Annotated in this window: 22 protein-coding genes and 1 tRNA gene; 12 read left to right on the plus strand and 11 right to left on the minus strand. The window is 58.9% G+C overall.

Annotated elements, in window-relative coordinates; all coding sequences use genetic code 11:
- Positions 1 to 44: 44 nt before the first annotated feature.
- Both ABGT79_RS04790 and ABGT79_RS04795 read left to right on the plus strand, forming a co-directional pair.
- Positions 45 to 2,000 carry an autotransporter outer membrane beta-barrel domain-containing protein gene (locus tag ABGT79_RS04790; RefSeq protein ID WP_346665240.1) on the plus strand — a complete coding sequence of 652 codons (1,956 nt, stop codon included), beginning with the start codon at positions 45 to 47 and terminating at the stop codon, positions 1,998 to 2,000.
- 321 nt (positions 2,001 to 2,321) lie between these two features.
- Positions 2,322 to 4,706 (plus strand): autotransporter outer membrane beta-barrel domain-containing protein, encoded by a 2,385-nt coding sequence (locus ABGT79_RS04795; protein WP_346665241.1) that lies wholly within the window; start codon positions 2,322 to 2,324, stop codon positions 4,704 to 4,706.
- Between the two features lie 12 nt (positions 4,707 to 4,718).
- Here ABGT79_RS04795 and ABGT79_RS04800 read toward each other — a convergent pair whose 3' ends face one another.
- Entirely contained in the window at positions 4,719 to 5,564 is an 846-nt protein-coding gene (locus tag ABGT79_RS04800; protein WP_346665242.1) for a DUF1016 N-terminal domain-containing protein, read from the minus strand.
- Positions 5,565 to 5,623: 59 nt separating this feature from the next.
- Positions 5,624 to 7,873 (minus strand): DNA-primase RepB domain-containing protein, encoded by a 2,250-nt coding sequence (locus ABGT79_RS04805; protein WP_346665243.1) that lies wholly within the window; start codon positions 7,871 to 7,873, stop codon positions 5,624 to 5,626.
- Between ABGT79_RS04805 and ABGT79_RS04810 the strand changes: the two genes are divergently transcribed.
- From ABGT79_RS04810 to ABGT79_RS04825, 4 genes are all read left to right on the plus strand, one after another.
- Positions 7,872 to 8,297, plus strand: coding sequence for a hypothetical protein (locus tag ABGT79_RS04810; RefSeq protein ID WP_346665244.1), 426 nt, complete (start codon positions 7,872 to 7,874; stop codon positions 8,295 to 8,297). The two genes, ABGT79_RS04805 and ABGT79_RS04810, sit on opposite strands and share 2 nt — an antisense overlap.
- A gap of 115 nt (positions 8,298 to 8,412) precedes the next feature.
- Entirely contained in the window at positions 8,413 to 8,730 is a 318-nt protein-coding gene (locus ABGT79_RS04815; RefSeq protein WP_077073058.1) for a hypothetical protein, read from the plus strand.
- A gap of 868 nt (positions 8,731 to 9,598) precedes the next feature.
- Positions 9,599 to 10,030 carry a hypothetical protein gene (locus tag ABGT79_RS04820; protein WP_346665245.1) on the plus strand — a complete coding sequence of 144 codons (432 nt, stop codon included), beginning with the start codon at positions 9,599 to 9,601 and terminating at the stop codon, positions 10,028 to 10,030.
- On the plus strand, positions 9,984 to 10,943 hold the full coding sequence (locus ABGT79_RS04825; RefSeq protein WP_346665246.1) for a site-specific integrase: 960 nt from the start codon (positions 9,984 to 9,986) through the stop codon (positions 10,941 to 10,943). The genes ABGT79_RS04820 and ABGT79_RS04825 overlap by 47 nt, the downstream gene beginning before the upstream one ends.
- A gap of 63 nt (positions 10,944 to 11,006) precedes the next feature.
- On the opposite strand, the gene ABGT79_RS04830 is transcribed toward ABGT79_RS04825, so the two are convergent.
- The 3 genes from ABGT79_RS04830 to ABGT79_RS04840 all read right to left on the minus strand — a co-directional run bounded on the left by ABGT79_RS04830 (position 11,007) and on the right by ABGT79_RS04840 (position 13,455).
- Positions 11,007 to 11,083, minus strand: a tRNA-Glu gene (locus ABGT79_RS04830).
- Between the two features lie 18 nt (positions 11,084 to 11,101).
- Positions 11,102 to 12,673 carry a GTPase HflX gene (gene hflX / locus ABGT79_RS04835; protein WP_346666652.1) on the minus strand — a complete coding sequence of 524 codons (1,572 nt, stop codon included), beginning with the start codon at positions 12,671 to 12,673 and terminating at the stop codon, positions 11,102 to 11,104.
- A gap of 188 nt (positions 12,674 to 12,861) precedes the next feature.
- Positions 12,862 to 13,455: an IMP cyclohydrolase gene (locus ABGT79_RS04840; protein ID WP_294483801.1), complete on the minus strand. Its 594-nt coding sequence runs from the start codon at positions 13,453 to 13,455 to the stop codon at positions 12,862 to 12,864.
- A 325-nt stretch (positions 13,456 to 13,780) separates the two neighbouring features.
- On the opposite strand from ABGT79_RS04840, the gene ABGT79_RS04845 reads away from it, so the two are divergent.
- Complete coding sequence (locus ABGT79_RS04845; RefSeq protein WP_346665247.1) at positions 13,781 to 14,314, plus strand: hypothetical protein; 534 nt, start codon at positions 13,781 to 13,783, stop codon at positions 14,312 to 14,314.
- A gap of 427 nt (positions 14,315 to 14,741) precedes the next feature.
- On the opposite strand, the gene gdhA is transcribed toward ABGT79_RS04845, so the two are convergent.
- The 5 genes from gdhA to dut form a co-directional block, all read right to left on the minus strand.
- Entirely contained in the window at positions 14,742 to 16,100 is a 1,359-nt protein-coding gene (gene gdhA / locus ABGT79_RS04850; protein ID WP_346665248.1) for an NADP-specific glutamate dehydrogenase, read from the minus strand.
- A 227-nt stretch (positions 16,101 to 16,327) separates the two neighbouring features.
- A complete protein-coding gene (locus ABGT79_RS04855) occupies positions 16,328 to 16,582 on the minus strand; it encodes a hypothetical protein (protein WP_346665249.1) in 255 nt (84 codons plus the stop codon).
- Between the two features lie 133 nt (positions 16,583 to 16,715).
- Positions 16,716 to 17,627 (minus strand): D-alanine--D-alanine ligase, encoded by a 912-nt coding sequence (locus ABGT79_RS04860; RefSeq protein ID WP_346666653.1) that lies wholly within the window; start codon positions 17,625 to 17,627, stop codon positions 16,716 to 16,718.
- 9 nt (positions 17,628 to 17,636) lie between these two features.
- Positions 17,637 to 18,221, minus strand: coding sequence for an HD domain-containing protein (locus ABGT79_RS04865; protein WP_346665250.1), 585 nt, complete (start codon positions 18,219 to 18,221; stop codon positions 17,637 to 17,639).
- A 22-nt stretch (positions 18,222 to 18,243) separates the two neighbouring features.
- Positions 18,244 to 18,702 (minus strand): dUTP diphosphatase, encoded by a 459-nt coding sequence (dut, locus tag ABGT79_RS04870; RefSeq protein WP_294483811.1) that lies wholly within the window; start codon positions 18,700 to 18,702, stop codon positions 18,244 to 18,246.
- A 464-nt stretch (positions 18,703 to 19,166) separates the two neighbouring features.
- On the opposite strand from dut, the gene ABGT79_RS04875 reads away from it, so the two are divergent.
- The 5 genes from ABGT79_RS04875 to ABGT79_RS04895 all read left to right on the plus strand — a co-directional run bounded on the left by ABGT79_RS04875 (position 19,167) and on the right by ABGT79_RS04895 (position 25,756).
- Positions 19,167 to 19,898 (plus strand): NYN domain-containing protein, encoded by a 732-nt coding sequence (locus ABGT79_RS04875; protein ID WP_346665251.1) that lies wholly within the window; start codon positions 19,167 to 19,169, stop codon positions 19,896 to 19,898.
- 60 nt (positions 19,899 to 19,958) lie between these two features.
- The gene (purF, locus tag ABGT79_RS04880; protein WP_346665252.1) at positions 19,959 to 21,377 is read left to right on the plus strand and encodes an amidophosphoribosyltransferase; all 1,419 of its coding nucleotides are present in this window, start codon (positions 19,959 to 19,961) and stop codon (positions 21,375 to 21,377) included.
- A gap of 8 nt (positions 21,378 to 21,385) precedes the next feature.
- Positions 21,386 to 23,476 carry an excinuclease ABC subunit UvrC gene (uvrC, locus tag ABGT79_RS04885; protein ID WP_346665253.1) on the plus strand — a complete coding sequence of 697 codons (2,091 nt, stop codon included), beginning with the start codon at positions 21,386 to 21,388 and terminating at the stop codon, positions 23,474 to 23,476.
- A 464-nt stretch (positions 23,477 to 23,940) separates the two neighbouring features.
- Positions 23,941 to 24,825 (plus strand): DMT family transporter, encoded by an 885-nt coding sequence (locus ABGT79_RS04890; protein ID WP_346665254.1) that lies wholly within the window; start codon positions 23,941 to 23,943, stop codon positions 24,823 to 24,825.
- A 433-nt stretch (positions 24,826 to 25,258) separates the two neighbouring features.
- Positions 25,259 to 25,756 carry a periplasmic heavy metal sensor gene (locus tag ABGT79_RS04895; protein WP_346665255.1) on the plus strand — a complete coding sequence of 166 codons (498 nt, stop codon included), beginning with the start codon at positions 25,259 to 25,261 and terminating at the stop codon, positions 25,754 to 25,756.
- A 246-nt stretch (positions 25,757 to 26,002) separates the two neighbouring features.
- Here ABGT79_RS04895 and ABGT79_RS04900 read toward each other — a convergent pair whose 3' ends face one another.
- Positions 26,003 to 26,683, minus strand: coding sequence for a TetR family transcriptional regulator (locus tag ABGT79_RS04900; protein WP_346665256.1), 681 nt, complete (start codon positions 26,681 to 26,683; stop codon positions 26,003 to 26,005).
- Positions 26,684 to 26,762: the final 79 nt, after the last annotated feature.

Genomic DNA, 26,762 nt, shown 5'->3' on the forward strand with positions numbered 1-26,762 from the left:
GTTCTTACTGACCTCACTACAATACTTCCAAAAATACTGTCACCATGACCAATAACCACGTGGTCATCAATGGCGGCAGACTCGCTCTTAATGATAATGCGATAGCCGGGGCAGGCGGCGCGACAGATGCCCAGTCGGATACACCATCGACGGTCACGGGGAACAGCCTGACCATCAACGACGGTACGTTTGGAAGAAAGAGTAAATTTTACGGAGCCTGGCTGACAAATTCAAGGGGCACTTCTGTCAACGACAATTCCGTGTTCATCAAGGGCGGTACCTTTAATGACCACAGTGCCTATTTCAACACTATCGCAGGCGGCAGAGCCATCCGATCAGGTAGCGGAAGTGAAACCGATACGTTTACGGCCAGCAACAACGTGGTGGATTTGGACAACGTTACCCTGGTCAGCCCCCGTATCTATGGCGGGTACATCGGCAACCTAACCTCCACCAACTCGGGCAGCGCCACGAACAACACGGTTATCCTGCGGGAAAACCTTAAGCTGACAGGCTATGGTTATCTGTACGGCGGCTACAGTGATAGTACAGGCAACGCCAACCTGGATGTACGCACGGGCAACACGCTGGAAGTGCGGACCGTTGGCCTCACCGCCAAAAATGTGTATAATTTTGAGAACTATCACTTCATCTTGCCCAGCACCGTCAGGGCCAACGACATCGTACTGACCCTGACGGATTCAGACGGCACAGACATTTCCGGTGCCAAGGTAGGCGTGGCCGTGGCAGGCGGAAGCGCGCCTCTTAAAGTGGGCGACAGCGTCACCCTGCTCAGAAACCGCTACGGCCTGGAAACTAAAGGCTACACGCAGACTTCCCTCACCGGCACACAGGGCGTGTCGCTGGCATACGACTTTACGCTGGCCACCGTTGACGACCCGAAGACAACGCTCACCACAGATCTCGTCGCCACCGTAGGAACCATATCTGATGAACCCGGCGGCGACGAGCCCGGCGGCGATGAACCCGGCGGCGATGAACCCGGCGGCGACGAGCCCGGCGGGGACAGCCCGGTGCACGTTCTGCCCCAGACCAAGGCTTTGTCGGAAGCCTACCTTGCCGGTTCGCTGCTTATCCGGCAGGGCGGCGACTTCATTGCCGACCGCGGCATGGCTTACGCTCTGCGCGCTGCCAGCGCAACGGGCGAGTACGGCTTTGCTCCCTTCGGCACGATTTCCGGCGGCTGGTCCCGCTACGACACCGGCTCCCACATCGACGTAAGCAGCCTCAACCTGCTCGCCGGCCTTGCCAAGGGCGCGGATCTGGCTCCCGGCCGCTTCACCGCCGGGGTGTTCTTTGAATACGGCAACGGTTCCTATGACACTTGGAATTCCTTCTCCAACGCGGCTTCAATCAAGGGCGACGGCGACACCTGGTACGCGGGCGGCGGTCTTCTGGCCCGCATGGACTTTGCTGAAACAGGCCCCGGCCACTTCTATGCCGAAGCCAGCGCACGCCTCGGCGTATTGAACAACGACTACGACAACGACGACATGCGCGACGCCTTTGGCCGCAGGGCCTCCTACGACAGCGACAGCGCCTATTACGGCCTGCATGTGGGCGCGGGCTATGTCTGGAACCTCAGCGACAAGGCGGATCTTGACCTGTATGCCAGGTACCTGTGGACCCATCAGGACAGCGACAGCCTGCACCTTTCCACCGGCGAACGCCTGCACTTTGACAGTGTGGACTCCCACCGCCTGCGCCTTGGCGCCCGCTTTGCCTATACTGCCAACGAGTATGTGCGCCCCTACATCGGCGCAGCCTGGGAACAGGAGTTCGACGGCGAAGCCAGAGCCACCACCAACGGATTTGACATTGACAGGCCGGACCTCGAAGGCAGCACCGGCATGGGCGAACTGGGCATCACCCTTACCCCCTCATCCACCATTCCCGTCAGCCTTGACCTTGGCGTACAGGGCTATGTGGGCAAGCGTGAGGGCGTTTCCGGAACCATCCAGCTTCAGTGGAAGTTCTAGGTTCAGAACCCGTTAACAGACAGGCATTCAAACGCCGGGGGGGGAGAAGGTAACCTCCCCCCGGCCCCCGTGTTTTCGTCCGTCGAAGTGCCACCCCGGCTCTTCGACGGGGGGGCATACGCCGCATGTTACGGGCACGGGCCCGGCAGCAATCCGGACTCACAGCCCGAACCTTCGTGCACAACGTTTCCCGGCAAAATAACCTGTACAAAAATTTTTCCGTTATACGGTTTTCCCAAAAGGGGATGCCCGAAGAACAACGGACGGCATCTCCTGCACCTGCACAAGGTGAGAATATCATACCATGGAGGAGAATGTCTTATGCGAAGAGAGAGAGTTAGGCTGACGCCTCTGGCAGGCAGTGCGCGAAAAGCCCTGCCCATTCTGCTTGCTGCCGCGCTGCTGGCCGCACCCGGTGTGGCGGGGGCCACCAATTCGGGCGGGAAGTGGGATAATCTGGACGGCGATCCCTGGTATGTTGGAAACGGGGGCGGCAGTAACGGCAATATTACCATCAATGAACCGACCTGGTATGCCTCCGGAGGACTCATCAAGAGCACTTCCGTAAATGATGTGACCCTGTCCAACAACACCGTCACAGTGCTGGACGGAGCCGATGGGAATGGTGTCTATGGCGCAACCATAGACTGCTACGTACCAGGAACTGTGACCATGGAAGGCAACAGGGTGTTCATCAAGGGCGGCAATTACAACTCGGTGGATGGAGCCCTCGTAACCCCTTACACTATTTACCAAAATACTCCCATCCTGAAGGATAACCACGTTGTCATAGAGGGCGGCAGTTTCAATGATATGACTACTATAGCGGGGGCAGGCGGCTGGACAAATGCACAGTCGGATCTAACGACAGCCACGGGGAACAGCCTGACCATCAACGCCGGTACGTTTGGAGACGGGTGGTATGACTTTTGCGGAGCCTGGCTGGTAAATTCAAGGAGCACTTCTGTCAACGGCAATTCCGTGACCATTACCGGCGGTACCTCTGCCTCTGACGTCATGATCTCAGGCGGCTTCGTCAACCGCATAACTTTTGATGGTGAGGAAAGTACACCCGGTCATTTTACGGCCAACGATAACGTGGTGGATTTGGGCAACGTCACCCTGGACGACGTCCTTATCAGAGGCGGGGGTATCTCCATCTCCTCCGACGACTCGGGTAGCGCCACGGGCAACAAGGTTATCCTGCGGGAAGGCCTTACGCTGACAGGCAATTCCTACCTGTACGGCGGCTACAGTGATAGTACAGGCAACGCCAACCTGGATGTACGCACGGGCAACACGCTGGAAGTGCGGACCTTCGGCCTCACCGCAACCAATGTGTATAATTTTGAGAATTATCACTTCATTCTGCCCGGCAGCATCAAGGCCGGCAATACCGTACTGACCCTGACGGACAAGGCCGGCACGGACATTTCGGGCGCCAGGGTGGGCGTGGCCGTGGCAGGCGGAAGCGCGCCTCTTGCGGTGGGCGACAGCGTCACCCTGCTCAAAAACGACAACGGCCTGATAAGTGAAGGCTACACGCAGACCACCCTCACCGGCACGCAGGGTGTGTCGCTGGCATACGACTTTACGCTTACCGACACGCCCACAGAGCTCATCGCCACCGTAGGGACCATATCTGAAGAGCCCGGCGGCGGCGATGAACCCGGCGGAGACGATGAACCCGGCGGAGACGATGAACCCGGCGGAGACGATGAGCCCGGCGGAGGCAGCCCGGTGCGCGTCCTGCCCCAGACTAAGGCCCTTGCGGAAGGCTACCTTGCCGGTTCCCTGCTTATCCGGGAGGGCGGCGACCTCATTGCCGACCGCGGCATGGCTTACGCCCTGCGCGCCGCCCGCGGAACGGGCGAGTACACCTTTGCTCCCTTCGGCACGATTTCCGGCGGCTGGTCCCGCTACGACACAGGCTCCCACATCGACGTAAGCAGCTTCCACCTGCTCGCCGGCCTTGCCAAGGGCGCGGATCTGGCTCCCGGCCGCTTTACTGCCGGTCTGTTCTTCGAATACGGCAACGGCTCCTACGACACCTGGAATTCCTTCTCCAACGCGGCCACGGTCAAGGGCGACGGCGACGCCTGGTACGCGGGCGGCGGCCTTCTGGCCCGCATGGACTTTGCCGAAACTGGTCCCGGCCACTTCTATGCCGAAGCAAGCGCACGCCTCGGCGTATTGAACAACGACTACGACAACGACGACATGCGCGACGCCTTCGGCCGCAGAGCCTCCTACGACAGCGACAGCGCCTATTACGGCCTGCATGTGGGCGCAGGCTATGTCTGGAACTTCGGCGACAAGGCGGACCTCGACCTTTACGCCCGCTACCTGTGGACCCGTCAGGACAGCGACAGCCTGCACCTTTCCACCGGCGAACGCATGCACTTCGACAGCGTGGACTCCCACCGTCTGCGCCTCGGCGCCCGCCTTGCCTGTAACGCCAACGAGTACGTGCGCCCCTACATCGGCGCGGCATGGGAATATGAGTTCGACGGCAAGGCCGAAGCCACCACCAACGGTTTCGACATCGACAGGCCGGACCTCAAGGGCAGCACCGGCATGGGCGAACTCGGCATAACCCTCACCCCCTCATCCACCATTCCCGTCAGCCTCGACCTCGGCGTGCAGGGCTATGTGGGCAGGCGTGAGGGCGTTTCCGGTACCCTTCAGCTTCAGTGGAAGTTCTAGGTTCAGAACCTGTTAACGGACGGCCATTTTCAAAAGGGCAGACATGGAGAGTGTTCCATGCCTGCCCTTTGCATCTGCCGGACGGATGCCGTTTTTCCTGTTCCTCTCCATCGCTTTTCCCAAGTCGATATCCTCTTCCTGTGAAGTCAAACAGAAACACACATTGAAAATGAAACGAGAGACGGAGGAACATTTGAACTGAGAATATTCCAGCCGGAAGAAGGCAACGCCGACCTGTTCGTTCAGTTTGAAAAAGACCATAACATCAACGACGCGCAAACCGTCCAGACATCTTTTGATACGCTCAGGGAGACTCTGGACTATGCCGCTACCTATAAGAAAATGATGGATCACGAATGAGATCTTCTGGTTGTTCTGCTGGTGCCGTTCTCTGAATCTCCGCCGAAACTTCGCACTTATTCTGACTGGATAGCAATCGTTCATAGAAAAACTATGAATCTGCCGTTCAAGCTGACGTACACTCCATCCGGCTTTTGCACATTCCTCCAGATAACATTGACGGGCTTGCCTGCTGTCCACGTGCATAAGCAGCCGGTAATGGCTCCATCTCAATTTGCCACACATTGTGTAGAAATTTGGAAAAGTCAAATAAAACAGTCGAATATTCTGCAAATTGGCGACTGTGAAGTCTTTTCCGAAATCAAGGGTCATCTTCGCAGAAAGCTCGGCTATAAGCTTCGTGCCGTACTCGGCACGGGCTTCTCCTCCCTGTTTTTCCACAATGCTTTTCCAATATGCCTCAACCATGGCAAAATCGGCCGCAGCATAGACCTTATTCCGGGCTGAAAGCAGAATTTCCTTAATCTGGCTATAAAAGGAAGGATCCAGCTTGCTCACAAGAATCTCCTTCGGAAAACGTATCATTACAGGAGCGAAATCCTCTGCTGACCGCAATATTACCTCATGCGTGTATGGAGTGCAGACTTTTGCTGCATACCGGCACGTTCCTCCACTCGTCGCCACAGCTCCCGGTATGTTTCATACTTCGCCAGCTCTACATCTCCCGCTGTGCCGAAAGCGTAATTCGCCGTGCGTTCGGCGTATCGCTGCCAGTCTCTGCGTGCGGGCGTCTCCCGGATAGAGGGTGCACATTGCCGGACAGCCTCCATCACAGCATCCCGGCTATGGCCGGTAGCGCGAAGTCGCAGGGCGATCATGGCATCCACACGGGAGTAGTCTTCAATGGTCAGGTGACGGCGAATATCCTCCAGGTGAGCATGATAGGCGGTAACGGCATCGCCTGAAGGTCTGCCTCCCTGATGCAGTACCGGACATCGTTTTCTGCTCTCAGCGGCGGCCTCACATTCCCCGGCTATCTGTCGGGCCAGCTCCAGCGCCTTGCGGCACTCACGTTTTTCGGCAACCAGAAGTTTCACCTCCGGGAAGGAACCGTCTTCCCGACGATGCTTCGGTTTTCGATTCTCAAAGCCCGGCGCTCTGTGCGGGTGGATGCAACCGCACAATTTTTTATCTCCATACTCCCTGTTCAGCCGTTCCGTAAGCCGGTTGCCAACATCCCGGTCAAAACGGCTCCCCAGTTTTGCGACGGTCAGAAGGCATTGAAAATTCCCCGGAGAACTCTCCAGAATGACCGCAGGCCGGTATCCGTCCCTTTGCAGCCGGACCAGACTTTCCGTCGTCATGTCGTCGATAAGCACATGATGTTTTTCCTCGGATAACGGCGTGTAATATATATTCTCTCCGCGCCGCTGGAGCCTGAGCATCTCAGGTATGCGCAAGACCAGTTCTTCAGGGGTAAATCCCCTGGTAACGCCGCCTTCCTTGTCGAGAATGAAGGTCTTTTTATTCCCGTTTGTCTCCATGGCGATGCAGGTCACTCGATACCTGTCCGCTCCGACGGCTGCGGCATAACGCCTGAAATTCTCCATTTCCCGCATGGATTCTCTTCCTCTGTCCGGCACCGGCGGCGGGGTGTGTCTTGTCTTTTCCCAGGCGGAACGATACCTCCAGAGTCCTGCCTGACGATGCAGTCCTTTTGCCCGCAGCCATGCCTCAAACCGGGGTTTATGCCGCCTGACCTTTTTCCCCGTGCCCCGCAGGAAACGTCGCTCTTCCCTCTGCTGTATTTTCAGACAATGACGGGCAATATTCAGTACCGGCACGCCGTATTGCGCCAGCAGGGCAAGACTCTTCCGACGCTGTTCTCTCTGCCGCTTTCGCAGGGAGTCGACCGGCGTTATTGCCTCGTCGTTTCGTGCCTCTTTTTCTTCCTCAAATTCCTGCTGATAGAGTTTCCATTCTTCCAGGTTTACCGAACTCACCGGCTCCGGCGGCAATGCTTCTTGCTCCTTCGTATAGTTTCCTTCCGTGAACTCTCCCCATTTTCTGCAAAGTTTTTTCATGCTGAAAGCCCGGTCCACGGAAGAAGCCTTCACGGCAATGTCTCCCACAAAAATGACCGCGCCGGACCCTTTTTTCTCAAAACGGAGACCGACTTCTGCCAGCTTCCGGTGCATGTCTTCCCATGAGTCTGCATCCCGTATGATGTCATGCCCCCGCTCCTGTGCGATACGCTGGGCAGACTTCTCTCCCGTGGCGTGTTCAACGTCCAGGGCGGCCTGTCGAGGTTTTATTTCCCTGCCGCTCTTTCTCCGGGCCAGTTCACCGTTTTCCAGCACGACATACCGGGCTTTTTCCTGCGGTTTCCATCCCTGTCCGTGTTCAATGAGCGCAAGAATCCTGTGCGCCGCATCAATATCAAATCCTTTGTGCGGCTGAACGACTTTTCCCGTTTCCTCATTCATGCGGTTCACCGCAATGTGAAGATGGTAGTTATCGGTATCATAATGCAGACCGTACACGGTCTGATGCCCGGTCAGCCCCATATGTCCCAGAAAAATATCCACAGCCTCATCCACCTGTTCCCTCGTGGGCTGCTCCCCCTCCTGCCATGAAAAAATCCAGTGCTGCACCGGCATTTTGCTGTGAACCGACTCTTCGGCCAGAGCGATCATTTCCATCTTCTGGCCGTTATGCGTGGAAGTCAGGAAATTCCTGCTGCCCGCATGGGCGACCTTTTCCTGCGGATTCTTGTTGTGAGGAAAGCGGATGTAATCCACCAGGTCCCCGATCTGCCACGTCTTCGGCTTATCGACGATTTCCCGTCTGACTTTCTTCACTATCATGGCCGGGCACTCCAAGATGCTCAATGGCGGAAACCAGAAGCTCCAACGCCCGTTCCTGCCGCTCAAGCATATCCACACCGGCACCCGACTGCCGAAGCGTTTCAAAGTTGTGCTTGAGCAGGCCCCCGATACGGCGAAGTTCCCGAATCATCATGGCGTCGGTGTGGGCTATGAGCGGGCGTCCTCCGAAAAACCTCCGGCGCAGATAGGCGGAAACGGACAGCCCCGCCATATCCGCCTGCTGCTCAAGACGCGCTTTTTCCTCTGCTGTCACTCGAAAGGTGAGCAACAGATTGGCGGCATACTTACCTTCACCATTCGTTCCTTTTTTGCCTCTCATGCCTCTTTACCTTTGGAATGCGAGAAGCGAAGCGCCGAGCATTCCGGGAGTCCAGAGGGCGTCAGCCTTCTGGCAGGATGGTAGTTGTGTATTACAACTACCATCCTGCCTCGAAGAACCCCTGTCGTGAAGTGGCCAAATTGCCCATTAATAGAATTTTCGTCTATTATAGTTGCCATCTTAAACACGGAGGTAGTTCATGACAAAAAACGCCACATTGCGACCTGAGCAAATCAAAAAAGCCCGGAAACTACTCAATGAACTTCCGGTCAGGGACAACAAAAAAACACGGGAAGAAGCTGCCGGGTTGTTGGAGAAAGATTTTCGTAAGGCTTTCAAGAAAGGATACTCACCGAAGGAACTCAGTCTAATTCTGAAAAACGCAGGTATTATTATTCCCGCATATCTGATGGAGAAATTTCTAAAAGAAAAAAATGTTACTGAACCTCAAAAAAAAGAAACCGTCCAGAATGACATGCTCACCGCACTTTCGACAGAAAAAAACTGTTTCGATTGAGCAAATTCATAGACATGTGTCAACTCCATAAACTGATTAGATTATCTGTGGAAGAACAGAGAACTTCACCAGCACTGGTGACTCCAAAAAGATCCGAAAAATTCCTTTGCTGAACTACTGACATTAAAAAAACTCAAGAACCTTTCGGAATGTTTATATATCCCCATAATATAACTGAATATGTTTTTTCGTTAAATAAAGTGGAAACAATTTTTCTCATTCTTATGCGGATTGCTCGCTAACTATGCTTGGCCTTTACTTATCTTTTTTTGATGTCGCAACTGTCATTCCGGCATATTCCGGTTTCTCCTACGACATGACAAGTTTATACAAAATATGACACTATAAAATAAATAATAAAAAAAACAGATAGTTAAAAACTATAACTCATAATATCTCTTTTTTCGAAAGATATCCTTTTGGGTAATTTGGCCACTGCACGACATGATTTCTCCATGCTAAGAGGAGGTAACCATGACTTTCTGACTTTGCAGGGAGGAGAAACCATGAAAGAGTATTTTACACCAAAACAAAAAGAAATCATTGCCTTTATCAAGCTCGGCCTTTCCATAAAAAGTCATTTCAAAAAAACTCGGAGTCAGTCGTAAGACAATTTATCGACACCTCGAAGATATAAGAAAAAAACTAAACGTAAACAAAACTATAAAAATATTATGTACAGTTCATCCTGTTCAAAATAGGTGTGAAGAAATAAAATTCACACCTCGTGGCAGAGAAGTTTTCCACCTAATTCTCAAAGGAAAAACAAGTACAGAAATTGCAACATTATTAAATATAAGCAGAAGTGGAGTTAGAAGACACCAGGAGAAAATGTTGCTTCAGAACAACTGTAATTCAATGTTGGAGCTTGTTGCAAAATACTATAGTTTCATATCTGAAATGTAAAAACAAAATTAAGGGTATTGCCGTGTATTGTGAACCTGATACAATTTTAACACTACAACAAGTAGCCCGCAGATTGCGCCTTGACCCCAGAACGGTAAAAAAGATAGCCTCTTTGTTAGGCGGCAGGCGCATTGGATACCGCTGGAGGTTTCGCTGGGGCACAGTGTTGGAGTATTTCAGCAATGCCTACGTTGAGACCGGACAAAGGAAATTGTTGGATGGCGAGAGTCATCGTGAACGGCAGGCAGATAGCCTGCAAAATGTTCCCGGCAGGGAAAAAACATGGCCCGGAATGGCGGGCCGCAAAAGAATGGGAGGAAGAGCAAAAAAAGCTCGCACGGGAAGGGATGACGATCCCCACGGCATTAGAACTGCTTATGGCGTGGGGAGATAGTTACCTTACCCATGTTCAGCGAACCATGAGCCGACAGACCTATGTGGAAAAGAAGCTGGTGACGAAGGACTTTTTCGTCTACTGCGGCAAAAAGGGCATCCTTGACATCGCGGAAATCACTTCGGCAAGAGCCTATGAGTTTCTTTCCAGAATCAAGGATGAGCGCGGGGCGAACGTCGCCAACAAGTACCGCAAGAATCTGCTGGCTGCATGGAACTGGGGTTCCGACTTCTTTGAGGGATTCCCACAGGTGGCACCACCATTTCTGAAGGTGAAGCCATTTCCCGTAAAGCACGGCGAGCGCTATGTTCCACCGGAAAGTGATGTCATCAAGGTGTTTCAGCAGGCGGAAGGGCAGGACCTGGTCATGCTGCTGACCCTGTACTTCACGGGAGGACGCAGAAGCGAAATCTTCCGACTGACGTGGAGTGATGTGGACCTTCAGAAGGAAAAAATCAGGCTGACCGACAACAAGTCGGGTAATGGAATGGAACGAGTGCGCTGGCTCCGAATGCACCCGGAACTGGTCAAGGCGCTCAAGTGGTGGCGGGATGCCCGCCCCTGCAAGGTGGACAATGTGTTCATGCAGCTTCAGAACGACACGTTTCTGGGGCAGCCGTTCACCCAGCGCATTCACTTCATGGAGCGTCTCTGTCGGAAGGCCCATGTGAAGCCCTTCGGTTTTCATGCCATCCGGCATAAGAGTGCAGCCATCACGTTCGTGAGTTCAGGTCTGAATGCCGCCCAGGTTCTCATGGGACATTATCGGGCGACCACCACGGACCGCTATACGAAGAGCGCTGGTCTGTACACGGACCAGAGCGAAATTCTTTCGGCTCTGGGAGGCAGCGGCATCGGGCAGGTGGTGGAAGACCTGCTTAAAACAAAAATTCCTCAAGAGAAGGTCTCCTGAGGAAAAATTGTAACCCAATTTTTGTAACCCAAAAACTGAGCTGCTGTAGCCTATTGAAATTTTTGGCGTCCCCAGGCGGATTTGAACCGCCGTTGACGGCGTGAAAGGCCGCTGTCCTGGGCCGGCTAGACGATGGGGACGTGCTGCGTTGGTGTTAGTTATCGAAAAGGCTCGGTGTCGTCAAGCTTTTTTTCTTCCTCAACGCGCTTTTTTCTTGCCTTGCCCCGTTTTTCAAATTCCTCCCACGTCTGCGGATCGCGCCGCTGCCACGCGCCTTCGTCGAACATGCGTCGTTCAATGGCCGCGGCGGCCTTTTCCAGTCCCGTGCCCTCAAGCGCCGACACGGGTATGGCGTCCGGCCTGTCGAGCAAGAGCGGCACGCGTTCGCTCACCGGCACGGCGTCCCACTTGTTGAGCAGCGTGATGCGCGGAACGGTCTGCAGTTCCATTTCCGCCAGAATGCGTTCCACGGACTCCATCTGCTGATCCCGCTCGGGATGGGAGGCATCCACCACGTGAATGAGCAGATCGGCCGCCTCCAGCTCTTCCAGCGTGGCGCGGAATGCTTCGGTGAGCTCGCGGGGCAGCGAACGGATGAAGCCCACCGTGTCGGCCAGCACGAGTTCCCGTTCCCTGGGAAATCGCAGGCGGCGGGTGGTGGGGTCCAGCGTGGCGAACAGCTTGTTTTCGGCAAGCACGTCGGCCCGGGTGAGCGCGTTGAGCAGCGTGGACTTGCCAGCGTTGGTGTAGCCCACAAGCGCCGCCAGAGGCAGCCCCTGACGCGCCCGTCGCGCCCGCGTGTGGAAGCGCTGACGGCGCAGTTCCTCAAGATCCTTGCGGATGCGCGTAATGCGCTCACGGATGCGGCGTCGTTCCAGTTCCAGCTTGGTTTCGCCGCGGCCCTTGTTGCCGAAAATGCCGCCGGCAAGTCTGTCGAGCGAACGATGCCGTCCGGCAAGACGCGGCAGCGAATACTGCAGCTGCGCCATCTCCACCTGCAGCTTGCCTGCGCGTGTCACGGCGTGACGGGCAAAAATATCGAGAATGAGCTGCGTTCTGTCCATGACCCGGCGCTCCGTCAGCTCCGAAAGGCTGTTGAGCTGCGCAGGGCTGAGTTCCCCGTCGAAAATGACGAGCGACGCCTGCCCCTGAAGCGCGAGCACTTCCAGTTCCGCCAGCTTGGCGCGGCCGAGAATGTGACGCGGATGTATGGCCGCCACGCGCTGAATCATGGTGCCGGTCACCTTCACGCCGGCGGTGCGGGCCAGCTCGGCCAATTCGGCCAGATGCCGTTCCTGCACGGCCCGCGGCTCCAGCGACACCGAAACCAGCACGGCCCTTTCCCCGGCCTCTTCCTCGCCGGTGCTCACGGCGTCGTCGATGACGCGGCCGAACTCCTCTTCCAGACTTTCCGCCTGAAGCGTGAAGTCGGTGTCCACGCGATCCCAGGGCTGCATGTCGCCCACCGCGTAGCCGGAATCCTCCTGACCGGGCGCGGGCGGCATGAGGTGCGCGCTCTGGAACATGCCGGGCTGCCCCCACTCGTCCACGGTGAGCACGCTCACGGAGTCCAGACGCAGGAAAAGAAGATCCATGAGGTCTTCGTGCGAGAGGCCCTCGGGAACAAGATGCGTATGCAGAAGGCGCAGGCCGCGCAAACGACCCGCGCCCGTGCGCACATGGGGAAGCGCGGGAATGAGAATGGACGAAGCGTCCCCCACAATGACCATGTTCACCCGGCCCTGCCTGTCCAGCGCGAGGCCTATCTGACGGGAAAGCAGGCGCGAGAGCGCCGCCAGTTCTCTCGCCTGTTCGGAGCTGTAGCCCCCCTGCGGAGAATAGCGGCGCTGCCCCAGCCTGTTGAGAGCCTTCAGCTCGCTGGGCTTGAGACCGGCGGTGTTGCCTTCAACCCGGGCGGCTATTTTACGCCTCCGGCCATCCAGGTGGCGATCATGTCGTCGTAGTTGGAGGTGGTGCGGAAGGTGGCGGCCGCCATGCGGCGACGGAATTCGAGGCTCACGCCGCCCTTTTCGATTTCTTCCATGGCCTCGGCGTAGTAGGAAGGATCGGAAAGCACGAGAATGCTGTTGAAGTTCTTGGAGGAAGCGCGCAGCAGGCAGGGGCCGCCGATGTCGATTTCCTCCACCATGGCGGCGGGATCAAGATGCTTTTCCAGCGCGGACTTGAAGTCGTAGAGGTTCACAACCACCAGATCAAAGGGCTTGATGTCGAGCTCTTCCAGGGTCTTCATGTGTTCGGGCACGTCCTTGTTGGCCAGAATGCCGCCGTGAATGCGCGGATTCAGGGTTTTGACGCGGCCGTTCAGGATTTCCGGGAAGCCGGTGACTTCGCTCACGGCGATCACGGGAAGGCCCTGATCCTTCAAAAATTTCATGGTGCCGCCGGTGGAAACCAGCTCAACGCCCTTCTTGTGGAGAAATGCGGCGAATTCCGCGAGACCGTCCTTGTGCGTCACGCTCAGAAGAGCGCGCCTGATGGGAAGAAAATCCATCGTAACCCCCTTTATGAAGTCCTGTTATAGTGCCAAAGGAGGCCGCAAATGGCAAGCTCCGGCTCTGCGGAGGCCGGATGCCCGGCCGCTTTCCGCCTGCCTTTGCAGATCCGATCCGCCCCTTCACGGAGCTTTACTGTTCCGGTACAACGCCGCCCTCTGCCGATGCTGTGCATGCCTTGCAACCGCGCCGCCCGTCTCTCCCCCCGCTCAACGCGTCCCGGTTGCGGAGGCAAAGGCGTTTGCGAAGTATACGCTTGACAACTTGCCCCGCGCCTTGGAAAACATACTGTTCCCGCCGGGAACTTCATCAAGGAGAACAGCCATGACGGATTCCTTTGCCGATCTTTTTCTTGAAGCCATGCGCTACGAGCACTGGCTCCGCTTCTATTTTCTGGAAGACGCGGAAGACGAGCCCATGCAGGCCTCCCCGGAGCGGGAAATGCGCGTGGAATCGCTGGACGCCCTGCTTGTGGTACCCGCCGAATTTGCCGAGCGTTCCCATGAAGAAGAGCCCGCGCTTGCGGAGATACTCGACGCCATGCAGGGTCAGAAGATTTCCATGGAACATTCCCGCGACATCATTTTCGACTGGCTGGGGGAAAAGACGGGCATCCGCCCCGGCACCGACGCCTTTGAAGCCGAGCTGAACGCTCTTGCCGGCGATGCGGACTTCCGCCGCCGTCTGGACTGCTTTCACGGCTGGGTTCAGGAACTCGCCAACAACGAACTTGACCTGAACGGCAACGCCCTGCCTCCCGGCGCGCCGCAGGACGAAACCGTGCCTTCGTTTGCCGAATGGAACAAGGCGTTTCTGTTCTGGTTCAGCCTGCAAAAGCCCTTGAACGCCCTCGGATAAGCGCAGGGCAGGCTCACGATAACAGCAGAACACAGAAACATTCCGCGACGCTCTGAAAAGCGCCCCGGTCAGGTCACGCGAACGAGAAGGCATCGGCCTCCGCTGGAACGGGAAAGACCCGGAGCGGCGTCCGCTTCGGTTTGCCTGCGCTGAAAACTCCCGAAGCCCCTCGCGTGCGCAGCACTTGGCGGTTCCTCGGGGCCGCCGCGGCGCAATCCCGCAAATCCCCGCACGAGTGCCGCACGCGGGCAGACATGATGCCGCCAATTCCCGCGCCCCGCAGCGCGTTGCTGCCGCCGTCGAAAAAATACGCCGCTCCGCCGGAAAAGCGCGGCAGTCCTCCGACTTCAAGCCGGGCATGAAAAACGCCGCCTCCCGAAATCGGAAGGCGGCGCGTTCATTTATTTATGTGCCGAAGGGCGAAAAACTACATGACGCCCTGTTCGATCATGCTGTCGGCCACCTTGCGGAAGCCCGCAATGTTGCCGCCCATCACGTAGTTGCCGGGCTGGCCGAATTCTTCGGCGGTGTCATGCGCGGCCTTGAAGATGCCGGCCATGATGCCCTTGAGCTTGTTGTCCACTTCCTCGAAGGTCCAGGAAGTCATGCCCGCGTTCTGTTCCATTTCCAGCTGGCTGGTGGCCACGCCGCCGGCGTTGGCGCACTTGGCCGGGCCGTAGCAGATGCCCGCCTTCTGGAATTCGGCCGTGGCGTCCAGGGTGGAAGGCATGTTCGCGCCTTCGCTCACCAGGATGCAGCCCTTGGAAAGCAGATTCTTCGCGTCGGCAAGGGTGACTTCGTTCTGCGTGGCGCTCGGGAAGGCGAGGTCCGCGCCCACGTTCCACACGGGATGCTCGCCGGCGGCGTAGTCGGCCACGGGAATGTAGGTGGCGTCCTTGCAGAGTTCGGCGTAGCGGGTGAGGGAAGCGCGTTCGTGTTCCTTGACCTGCTGGAGCACTTCAAGGTTGATGCCGGAAGGCTGATAGATGCTGCCGCGGGAGTCGGACACGGTAAGAGGCTTCGCGCCGAGCTGATACAGCTTCTTGACGGTGTAGATGGCCACGTTGCCGGAACCGGACACGGCAGCGGTCTTGCCTTCGATTTCCTTGCCCACGGCCTTCAGCATGTTTTCGGCGAAGTACACGTTGCCGAAGCCGGTGGCTTCGGTACGGGCGAGCGAGCCGCCCCACTTGAGGCCCTTGCCGGTGAGCACGCCTTCAAAGCGGCTGGTCAGGCGCTTGTACTGACCGAAAAGATAGCCGATTTCGCGGCCGCCCACGCCGATGTCGCCGGCGGGAACGTCGCTGAACGCGCCGATGTAGCGGACGAGTTCCGTCATGAAGGCCTGGCAGAAACGCATGACTTCGGCGTCGGACTTGCCCTTGGGATCAAAGTCGGAACCGCCCTTGCCGCCGCCGATGGCGAGACCGGTAAGGCTGTTCTTGAAAATCTGTTCAAAGCCGAGGAACTTCAGAATGCTCTGGTTCACGCTGGGATGGAAGCGCAGACCGCCCTTGTACGGTCCGATGGCGGAGTTGAACTGCACGCGGTAGCCGTTGTTCACCTGAATGCGGCCCTTGTCGTCGGTCCAGGCCACGCGGAATTCCACGAGACGTTCGGGAACCACGATGCGCTCAAGAATGGCGTTTTCCTGGTACTTGGATTCACGGTCGAAAAGAGGCTGCATGGAGAAGAGCACTTCTTCCACGGCCTGCAGGAATTCCGGCTGATGAGGATTCTTGGCGCGCACGTTTTCCACAACGCTCTGCACATAACTGTTGCCCATGACTCGCTGCTCCTTGAAAAGCTGAAAAAGGGATGGCTTCCGGGACAGGCAATGCCCTTTTGCCGAACCTGAATTAGTACATTTTTGTAAAAACCGGACATTTCCCGGCGTTGACGACTATCGAGTAGCGCTATTTTCTCCGGGAATCAACCTCTTTTTGTGACAAAAAAGAAATTTTATTTTATATATAATTATATGATATTATTGAATTTAACATTTATGTATAATTATGTTTTTATTTTTTGTAATATTTTCAATATGTTGTGTTGTAACATTTTTGTTCTTTTTGTCCGGAAAATGACGATCTTACGCCCTTCTGTTTCAAATTTGTTGCGATGCACACGGCAGAAAGCAAAAAAGGCTCCTGCTGCAGAGGCATTGCAGTCCACATGCAGAAACGCTTTTCCTCCGCGTTCCCGATTTTCGGAAACATACGACCTTCCGCAACGCAAAACTGCTGCGACGCAACGATTTTCGACCATGTTCCCGATGCGGAGCAGCTTCCTTCGCGTCTCCGGGAACGAGCCGTGCCCGGGCCTCGGCGCATAAAAAAACATCCCCCCGTCTCTTTTTGGAGAAACAGGGGGATGCTGATCCTCGTCTGTCGGCGAAAAATCAGTTCCTGACGGCGTAGCTCAGAAGCGTTTCCAGAAGCTCGCCGAAGTCGATGCCCGCGGCCGCCGCTTCCTTGGGAACAAGGCTGGCGCTCGTCATGCCCGGCAGGGTGTTCACTTCAAGCGCAAACAGTTCGCCCTCGTCCGTGAGGCGGAAGTCGGTGCGGCTGTAACCGGAAAGACCAAGGCAGCGATGCGCGGCAATCGCCGCTTCCTGCACCCGGGCCGTCAGTTCCGGCGCGAGGGGCGCGGGGCAGATTTCGGCGGCGCCGTCGGCCGCGTACTTGTCGTGAAAATCGAAAAATTCCCGCTTGGGCACGATGAGCACGGGCGCAAGCGCCTTTTCCTCGCCGGGACGTCCCACCACGCCGCAGGTCACTTCCTGACCGGGAATGAGCGTTTCGATGAGCACTTCCTGATGTCCGGCAAAGAGCGTGTCCAGGGCGCGGTTCAGTTCCGCCTCGTCGTTCACGCGGAACAGGTCGATGCTGGAGCCGCCCGTGTTCGACTTGACGAACAGCGGGAAAGGCAGCGACGTCTTCCATCCCGCAGCGGGGCGCACGGGCAGAAATTCATAATCGGGCGTGCGTATGCCAGCGCGCACAAACAGCGCCTTGCCCGCCGCCTTGTTCAGCGCCAAGAAGGAGCCGGCCGGGCCGCTGCCCTGATAGGGGCATCCCGCGCGCTCGAGCAGCGCCTGCACGAGGCCGTCCTCGCCGGGCTGGCCGTGAAGGTTCAGGAAGGCCGCGTCGTGCGCTGCCGCAAGTTCCAGCAGCTTCTCGAAGCCGTCGGAAAGATCGAACAGCGTCACCTCGTGCCCCCGCGCCGACAGCGCCTCGGCAATGGAAGCCGCTCCCTTCAGAGAAATCTCGCGTTCCGTGGACCAGCCGCCCGCAACGAGAAGAATACGCATCTTGTCCATTTAAAGGATACCCACCCTTTCAAATATGGCCCGCTCCACGGCCTGTACATGAGCATAGTTGGCGGCGATGTTGTCCACCTTGTCGGCGCTGATGCCGTAGCGGACAAGAAGATCGTCGAATCGTTCCTTGATGGTCACCACCTCGGAGTGACGCACGCGCTTGTCGGCGTAGGCCACGATCACGGGCAGACGCATGGGGTCGCGCACATCGTCCATCGAGGTGCCGCTCCAGGGCCATTCCACGTGAAAGAGCACGGCCTGCGCGATGAGCGGATTGCCCGTTTCCTCGCGCACCCACGCCGCGCCGAGCTGCGCGTGACTGCCCCCGTGCCGGATGGAGTAACTTTTGGCCAGATCGTGCAGCAGCGCCGCGGCCCGCGCCAGCGGAACGCTGAGAGCGCGCCCCGCAGGTATGATGCCGCGCTCCTCGGCCCGGCGGACGATTTCCGTCGCCACGCCGGCCACCGCGCGGCAGTGATCGCGGATATGCGGCATCATGTCGTACTTGTCCCACAAGAGAGCGCATTGCGCCTCGTCGGGCACCATCCATGAGGGATCCGCGGGAAATTCAAGAGCAGGCAGCATGAAATCACCTCGAACGTAAAAATCAGACCCGGCCGGTATGACCGAAGCCTCCGCTTCCGCGCGTCGTTTCGGAAAGCGCGTCCACCGCGCGGGGCTCAAGGCGGCACACCGGCTGAAACACGAGCTGCGCCACGCGCTCGCCCCTCTTGACCACGACGGGCTTTCCCGACGTGTTGAGCAGCCACACCACGATTTCGCCCCGGTAGTCGGCGTCGATGACGCCGACGCCCTGCGCCACGACCAGCCCCTTCACCGCGCCGAGTCCGCTGCGGGAATACACGAATCCCGCCACGCCCGGAACGCGCGGCTCCACGCACAGCCCGGAAGGCACCGACGCCCGCTCGCCCGGATTCACGACGATTTCCTCCTCGTCGAAGCAGGCGCGCAGATCCATGCCCGCGGCCTCGGGCGTGGCGTAGCAGAGCCCGTCGCCGTACACGCGGGCGGCGTCTCTGAGATAACAGACATGAACTTCGGCCATAGCCGGAACCTCTCCTGTCGGCATGCGCGGCGCGTCTCTCTTCGCCCGACGCGAAAACGACGCCATCCGCACGGGAGCAACGAGAATAGCCCGAAGCCGCCCGGGGAGCAAGCGCCGGAAAGCGACTTTTCCTGCACTGCAAAAGCGCGTGCTCGGCGTCTTTGCCGCAGGCGTTCTGCCGCGCAGGCCAGGACGGCGCAAACAAGATCTCCCCGCGTTCCGCTCGCCGAAGAGGCGGCGCAAGCGCTTTGAAACGCGCCCCGCCGAGGCCCGAAAGCCCGCAGCGCGAACGCTCCGCCCACGCTTTGCAAAACATCCCAGGTTATTGTATTCTTGACATAAGCCTCCACTGCCACTATCGTCCATTTTTCGCCGTTTCCGCGACCTGCGGAATCCAGGTAAAACGTCCATGGCTCATCCTAAATCCACAATCGGGGACGCCCCGGCAAAAAAAGGTTGTTAGAATGTCTCGCGTAACATTTGTCGTTGACGGCGAATTCATGCGCAAACGCATCATTTCGCTGAAGGCTTTTTATTTCGACGGTCAGGGCATCCGCCGCCACTGCCTGTCGCACGTCACCCCCGGCGAAACCGTAGGCCGCATTCTCTTTTACGACGCTCTTCCCTTCACCGGCAAGGGAGAACATCCGCTGAGCGGCCCCGTCGATTTTTCCCAGACTCCGCTCATCGCCCGCAAGCAGCAGTTTCTGCAGTCGCTGCGCGTCACGCCGGAAATCACGCTGCGCCTCGGCCGTTCCGCCTGGCAGGCCGGACAGTGGCAGCTCGACGCCAACCGTCTCGGCGAACTCATGGCCGGCGAAATCAGCGTGAACGACATTCAGGCCGGCGACATCTATCCCGACATCCGTCAGAAGGGCGTGGACATGCTCCTCGGCCTCGACATCGCCGCTCTTGCCTACAAGCATCAGACGGATCGTCTCGTCATCGTGGCCAACGACGCCGATTACGTGCCCGCCGTGAAGCTGGCGCGCGAAGAAGGAATCAAGGTCGTGCTCGATCCTCTGTGGACCCGCGCCGCCGAAGATCTGCGCGAACACGTGGACTACGTGTGCAACAAACTGCCCCGTCCGCAGCACTCCAACTACCCGCACGGCATACATATTTTCGACGATCCCAAGGAATACAACCCCTGCCCCGACCAGGAACAGCACGAAAGCCCTGAAGGGGAAGAATAGAAACACTGCGGCCTGCCCGGATGACGGACAGGCCGTTCTGCTTACTTCAAGGAGAAGTATATGTGCGGTATTTTCGGCATCATAGGTCATGAAGACGCCGCCCGGCTCACCTACTTCGGTCTGTATGCCCTGCAGCATCGCGGTCAGGAAAGCGCGGGCATTGCTTCGTGGGACGAAAAGGAAGGCGCCTGCCATCTGCACGTGGGCATGGGACTCGTGCCCGAAGTGTTCCGCGAAGAAGACCTGCGGCATCTCACCGGCGAAACGGCCATCGGCCACGTGCGCTATTCCACCACGGGCAAGCCGCAGCTGCGCAACGCCCAGCCGCTGCTCGTGCGCGTGAGAAACGGCATTCAGCTTGCCCTCGTCCACAACGGCAACCTCACCAACGCCGCCGCCCTGCGCCGCGAACTCGAAAACGACGGCTGCATCTTCCAGACCACCATCGACAGCGAAATCTTCGTGCACCTCATCGCCCGGGCCCTTTCCTGCGGCTCGCTCGAACAGGCCATCATCAAGGCGTGCAGCCGCGTGGAAGGCGCCTACAGTCTACTGCTTCTCAGCGAAGGCCGCATTTACGCCATACGCGATCCGCACGGCTTCCACCCGCTCAGCATGGCCAAAATGGGCGACTCCTGGGTGTTCGCCTCCGAAAGCTGCGCCTTCGACCTGCTCGAAGCCGAATACGTGCGCGAAGTGCAGCCCGGCGAAATGATCGTCGTGGAGCCCGGCGCGCTGGAATACCGCAGCGTGCGCCTGCGCGACGACGACATTCCCGTTCGCCAGTGCATCTTTGAACTCGTCTATTTCGCGCGCCCCGACTCCCGCCTCTTCGGCGAAGACGCCTATCAGTGCCGCAAGTGCATGGGCCGCAACCTCATCCGCGAATCCATGGCCGACGCCGAATGCGTCATTCCCTTCCCGGACTCGGGCATCTACGCCTCCCTCGGCGTGGCGCAGGAAGCCGGCGTGCCCTACGAACACGCCCTCATCCGCAACCACTACGTGGGCCGCACCTTCATTCAGCCCTCCCAGAGCATGCGGCAGTTCAGCGTGCGCGTGAAGATCAATCCCGTGCGCTCCATGATCGAGAACAGAAGCCTCTACGTGGTGGACGACTCCATCGTGCGCGGCACCACCATCCGCACCCGCGTGGCCAAGCTGCGCGAGCTCGGCGCCAAGGCCGTGCATTTTCGCGTGAGCAGCCCGCCCATCAAGTACCCCTGCTTCTACGGCATCGACTTCCCCTCGCCCAACGATCTCATCGCCACCAAGTACACCCCGGACCAGATCGCGGAAATGCTGGGTCTCGATTCCCTGCACTATCTCTCGCTTGAAGGTCTGCTCGCTTCCGTGTCGCATCCCGAGCAGTACTGCACGGCCTGCTTCACCGGCAACTATCCCACCGCCCTGCCCGAAGTACAGGACAAAATGGCCCTCGAATACCATCGCAAGGGCGACGTGCGCTTCCAGGGCTGAGACATCCCATGATGGAGCGTCCCGCCCCTTCCGCCATTCCCGCGACTCCCGGCGTCTATATTTACAAGGACGCCGGGGGCCGCATCATTTATGTGGGCAAGGCCCGCAATCTGCGCAGGCGCGTGCTCTCCTACTTCCGCCCCGCCGATCAGCTCACGGCCAAGACCGCAGCCATGATCGGCCGCGCGGCGGGCATCGAATTTCTCACCACCACCACGGAAAAAGAGGCCCTTCTGCTCGAAGCCAGCCTCATCAAGAAGCATCGCCCGCACTACAACATCTGCCTGCGCGACGACAAGCAGTACGTCATGTTCCGGCTCTCGGAAAAGGATCCCTTTCCGCGGCTGGAAATCGTGCGGCGCATGAAGCGGCGCGACGGCGCGCGCTATTTCGGCCCGTTCACCTCGGGACTCGCCGCCAGAGAAACCTGGAAGACCATTCATCGCATCTTTCCCCTGCGCCGCTGTTCCGACAGGGCCATGAAGAACAGGGAAACGCCCTGTCTCTACCATCACATCCATCTGTGCGCGGCTCCCTGCACCGGAGAAATTTCCGCCGAAGCCTACGCCGACATGACCCGCCGCGTGACGCTGCTGCTCTCCGGCAAGTCCACGGAACTCGTCGACATGCTGCGCAGCGCCATGGAAAAGGCCTCCGACGATCTGGACTTTGAACGCGCGGCCTCCCTGCGCGATCAGATACGCGCCATCGAAAAGACCATCGAAAAGCAGGCCATCGTGCTCCAGAGCGGCGGCGACATGGACGTGCTCGGTCTGGTGAGCCTGCCCGACGGCCTGGCGCTCGGCATCGTGTTCGTGCGGCACGGCCTCGTGCAGGACCGCAGCGCCTTCTTCTGGCCGGGCCTCGGTCTGGAAGACGCCTCGGAACTTCTGTGGAGCTTTCTTGTGCAGTTCTATCAGGCCGGGCGCTCCATTCCTCCGCGCATCATTCTGCCGTATCTGCCGTGGGAGGAAGGCCCGTCGGGTTCGGCTCTCACCGTGGATTCCCAGAGCGCGCTTGTGGCTCCCCACGCCTCGGCGAACATGGGCTCTCCATTTCTTGCAGGCGGCGGGGTCACGCCCTGCTTCTGCGGCGAAGACACGCTCGCCGCGCCCGCGCAGAACGAGGCCGAGCCGAAGCGCGCGCCCGGCCTCATTGAACAGGCCGCCGCCCTGCTTGCGGAACAGGACAGAGAAAACGCCGCGCCCGTGCCCGACGAAGACGAGGAAAACGGCCGCCAGACCATGGAAGACGTCCTCGCCGAACTTCGCGGCGGCCCGGTGCGTCTTGCCGTGCCGAGGAACGAAGAGGAACGGCATCTTCTGGACATGGCCCGCAGCAACGCGCGCGAATCCGCCAAAAACCGCAAGGACGACTCCCTGGCGGACAAGCTCGCCGCGGCCTTCCGCTTCGACAGGCCCGTCGTGCGCGTGGAATGCGCCGACGTGTCCCACACCGGCGGCGAAGCCACCAAGGTGGGCGCGGTCGTGTACGAAGACGGGCGTCCGCTCAAGGACGACTACCGGGTATGGAACATCGAGGGAGCCGGAGGCGACGACTACGCCGCGCTCTCCATGTGGGCGAAAAAGCGTCTGGAACACGGCGAGCCCTGGCCCGATCTTCTGCTCATCGACGGCGGACGCGGGCAGCTGGCCGCCGTGTACAAGATTCTCAGCGACGAGCTTGCGGAAGAGGACGGCCGTCTGCCCTTCCTGCTGGCAGGCATCGCCAAGGCCAGGGACGAACGCGGTCACGCCGACCGCCGCGCGGGCAACGTGGCCGACCGCATCTTCGTGCCCGGCCGCAGCAATCCCCTGCAGCTCCGGGAAGGCTGCCCCGAACTGCTCTTTCTCCAGGTGGTGCGCGACGCGGCGCACGACTTTTCCATCGGGCGGCATCGGCAGGCCCGCGCCCGGCAGGCCTTCAGCGGCGAGCTTCAGCAGCTGCCCGGCATCGGCAGGGAAACGGCGCGCCTGCTGTGGGAGCACTTCGATTCCGTGGCCGACATGAAGGCCGCCACCGAAGCCAGACTCATGGAACTGCCCGGCATAGGGAAAAAGAAGGCCGAAGCCATCCGAAGCGCGCTGCAAAAGCTGTAGATCCGGGGGAACATCGCGCCCGGGCCTCCTTTCTCCGACGCCGCTCCGGCAAACGACGCGCCGGACTCTTCGCTGCATCCCCTCCCCCCCCTCGACTCCCCCCTGCCTCCGGCAGCGCAGACAAGACGCTTTTGCCGCGCGCATGACGCCCGGTCGCCCCTGCGCACTGCATCGCAGAAAGCGCGGCCGGCCCAGACTCCGATAAAACGGCAGACCCCACGGCCCGAACCGGAAACACGGCGCGCCACGCCCTGCGCGATCGCCGCGCGCCTGCGCAGGCATCTCTGCTCCGGCGCTCTTCCGCACAAAAAACGCCGCCCCTGTTGACAGAACGGCGCTATCTTTCTAGAGCTGAGCATGAGTCGCGCTTCGATGCGCCGCATCCTCTCCGGCGCGCCGCCGCTTTCCGATCCCCTTCCCGCGGAACGCCGGCCGCGGTTTTCAACGTCCGACACGGAGGCCCCATGGGATTTCTGCTCGCTCTTATTTCTTCCGCCGCCTTCGGTCTCATTCCGCTCTTCAGCCTGCCCCTTTTGCGCGACGGCATGTCGGCCGAATGCGTGCTCTTCTACCGCTTCCTCTTCGGCGCGCTGGCGCTTTTCCCCATTCCCGTGCTCCGGCACGCCCGCCTCGCCGCCCCGCCGCGCGAACTTGCTCGTCTGGCCGTGTTCAGCATCATGTACGCCCTCGCCGCCCTGCTCATGTTCCAGGGCTTTCACTACCTGCCGAGCGGCGTGGCTTCCACGCTCCAGTTTCTCTATCCGCTCATGGTCATGATCATCATGATCCTCTTCTTTCACGAAAAGCCTTCCCTCATCACGGCGTGTTCCGTGCTGCTCGCCATTCTCGGCGTCTTTCTCCTGAGCGGCGGCGAAGGCGAAGGCTCCGTCAGTCCCAAGGGCATCGTTCTGCTCCTCGTTTCCGCGCTGTGCAACGCCGTGTACATCTGCGGCCTGCACGTTGCCCGCATCCGCAGCATTTCAGGCCTCAGCATCACCTTCTGGGTGCTCTTCTTCGGCATGCTGGCCTCCCTCGCCAACGCGCTGGCTTCCGGCACCTTCCAGTGGCTGCATTCCTGGCAGGAACTCTGCCTCGCCGTGCTCCTCGCCGTGGTCACCGCGGCCATTTCCAACCTCACACTCGTGCTAGCCATACAGCGCATCGGCTCCACCATGGCGTCCATACTCGGCGTCATGGAGCCGCTCACCGCCGTCACCGTGGGCATCTTCGTCTTCGACGAACCCGCCACTCCGGGCGTGTTCGCCGGCGTGGCCGTCATCTGCGTTGCGGTGCTTCTCGTCATGGCAGGCCCGCAGCTTCTCGCACGTCTGCGTCCCGGACGCGCCTGACTCCCGCTTTCCCCGGCGGTTCAGCGTCACAGCAATATCCCGCCCCGGCCTTTCTTTCCAAATCTTGCAAAAGGCGAGCCGCATCCTCCCCTTTCTGCAACATAACGCCCCAAAGCGCGTCCGGCGGCCCCTTTTTTCGTCCGTTGCGAGCGCCATCGGCAGACAACGAACGCGCCTTTCCGCTCCTGAACCGCACAGCAAACGCCCTCCGAACGGCGTCAGGAGCATGCAACGTCATGCAAAAGCCCTGCGGCGCAATGCATCACAGCCTTCTGCACCTTCATCGGCAAGAACGCCGTCATCTTTCCTGACGGCAATATTTCGCGAAACAGTTTGAAACGTGACAAAAAACAATGCGTTCCCTATACACTGAACTTGTGGACCACATGCCGACAACAACTTCTCTTCACATTCTCTTCAAAAGGAACACATCATGACCAGAAAGACCATCGCCGCTTCTCTCGCCGCCGTTATCTTTGCCGCCAGCCTTCCCGCCGCCGCCATGGCCCGTCCCGACTTCCACGGAAGATACCGCGACTGCCCGGCCCTCGCCGACTGTCCGGCCCAGACCCAGCTCACCGCCGATCAGAAGGCCCAGCTCGACAAATTCCATGAAGAACACTACAAGGCCGTCACTCCCCTGCGCGACAGCCTCAGAGAAAAATACATGACCCTGAATGCCCTGTCCGGCAATCCCAACGCCAGCCCCGACGAAATCCGTCAGCTCACGGCCGACATCACCAAGCTCAGAACGCAGATCCGCACCGTGAACGACGACTTCTCCGCCAAGCTCGTCAAGGCCGGACTCCCCTGCCCGCGCAACGGCATGGGCTACGGTCGTCACGACGGCTACGGCATGGGCTACGGACACCGCGGTTACGGTCACGACGGCTACGGTCACGGCATGGGTCGCGGCGACTGCCTGCGCTAGCCCCGTGCGGGGAATCCGCCTCCTCCTCGCGGATCGCCTTCCCCGCCGTTTCCCTGCATCAACGCCGCACTCCTGAGAAAAAAGGCCGACGGACATTCCCCCTGTCCGTCGGCCTTTCCTTTAAATGAATATCCGCGCTGCGGCACTCTTCATCCGCAAAAATTTTTTCTCCCACGACAAAACGCCGCCCCGAAGCCTTTCCGGCGCGCGTCCGAAAAACACGCTGCGGGCCCTGATTGAGGCACGTCAACCGTTCCGACGCTGTTCCTTGAGCGCGTTCAGGCCGCCCAGCGCGTAACGGGTCATGCTCTCCACCACGCTCTCCGGCGTCTCCATGAAGCGCGGCAGCAAAATCGACTGTATCTTTTCGGGAAAAAGCACAAGAAACATGCACGGAAAAAGCAGCATGGCCGAAGCGTGCCCGGCCTGTTCCGAACCGGGCTCAAAGCCCGTGATCTCGCACACGAGGCTGCGCACCACACTCAGCCTGGGCAGCACGCTCTCCACCAGAGGCGCAGGCAGATGCGACGACGGCGAAGCCACCTCGCGCAAAAGCACGGGAAGCCCCCAAAGTTCTGGAGCCTTCAGCGCGGCACGCACAAAAAGTTCAAGAAAGGCGCGCAGCTTGGCTTCCGAATCGGCGCCGGAATCCATGACGGCGTTGAGCTCCTCCAGACTGACGAGCTGCCGATGCGCTTCCACCAGCACCTCTTCGTACAGCGCTTCCTTGCCGCCGAAATAGTAATTGACCGCCGCGCCGTTGACCCCGGCCCTTTGGCAGATTTCCCGGGTGGTCGCCCTGGCGTAGCCGAGCTCGGCAAACACGCGCCCCGCAGCCTCAAGCACCACCCCCCGGGTGGAAAGACCGTCTCTGCGCGGCGCGCTCCGCCTGCGCGGAACGTATGCGTATGCCTGCTCATGTTCCATGAAAAAACGGTACGGCAAAATATTTCAAACGTCAAATTCAAACATGAAATTGAACTTTATATTTGACTTTTTCACGCAA

Origin of the sequence: uncultured Mailhella sp. (assembly GCF_963931295.1) — a bacterium.
GTDB lineage: Bacteria > Desulfobacterota > Desulfovibrionia > Desulfovibrionales > Desulfovibrionaceae > Mailhella.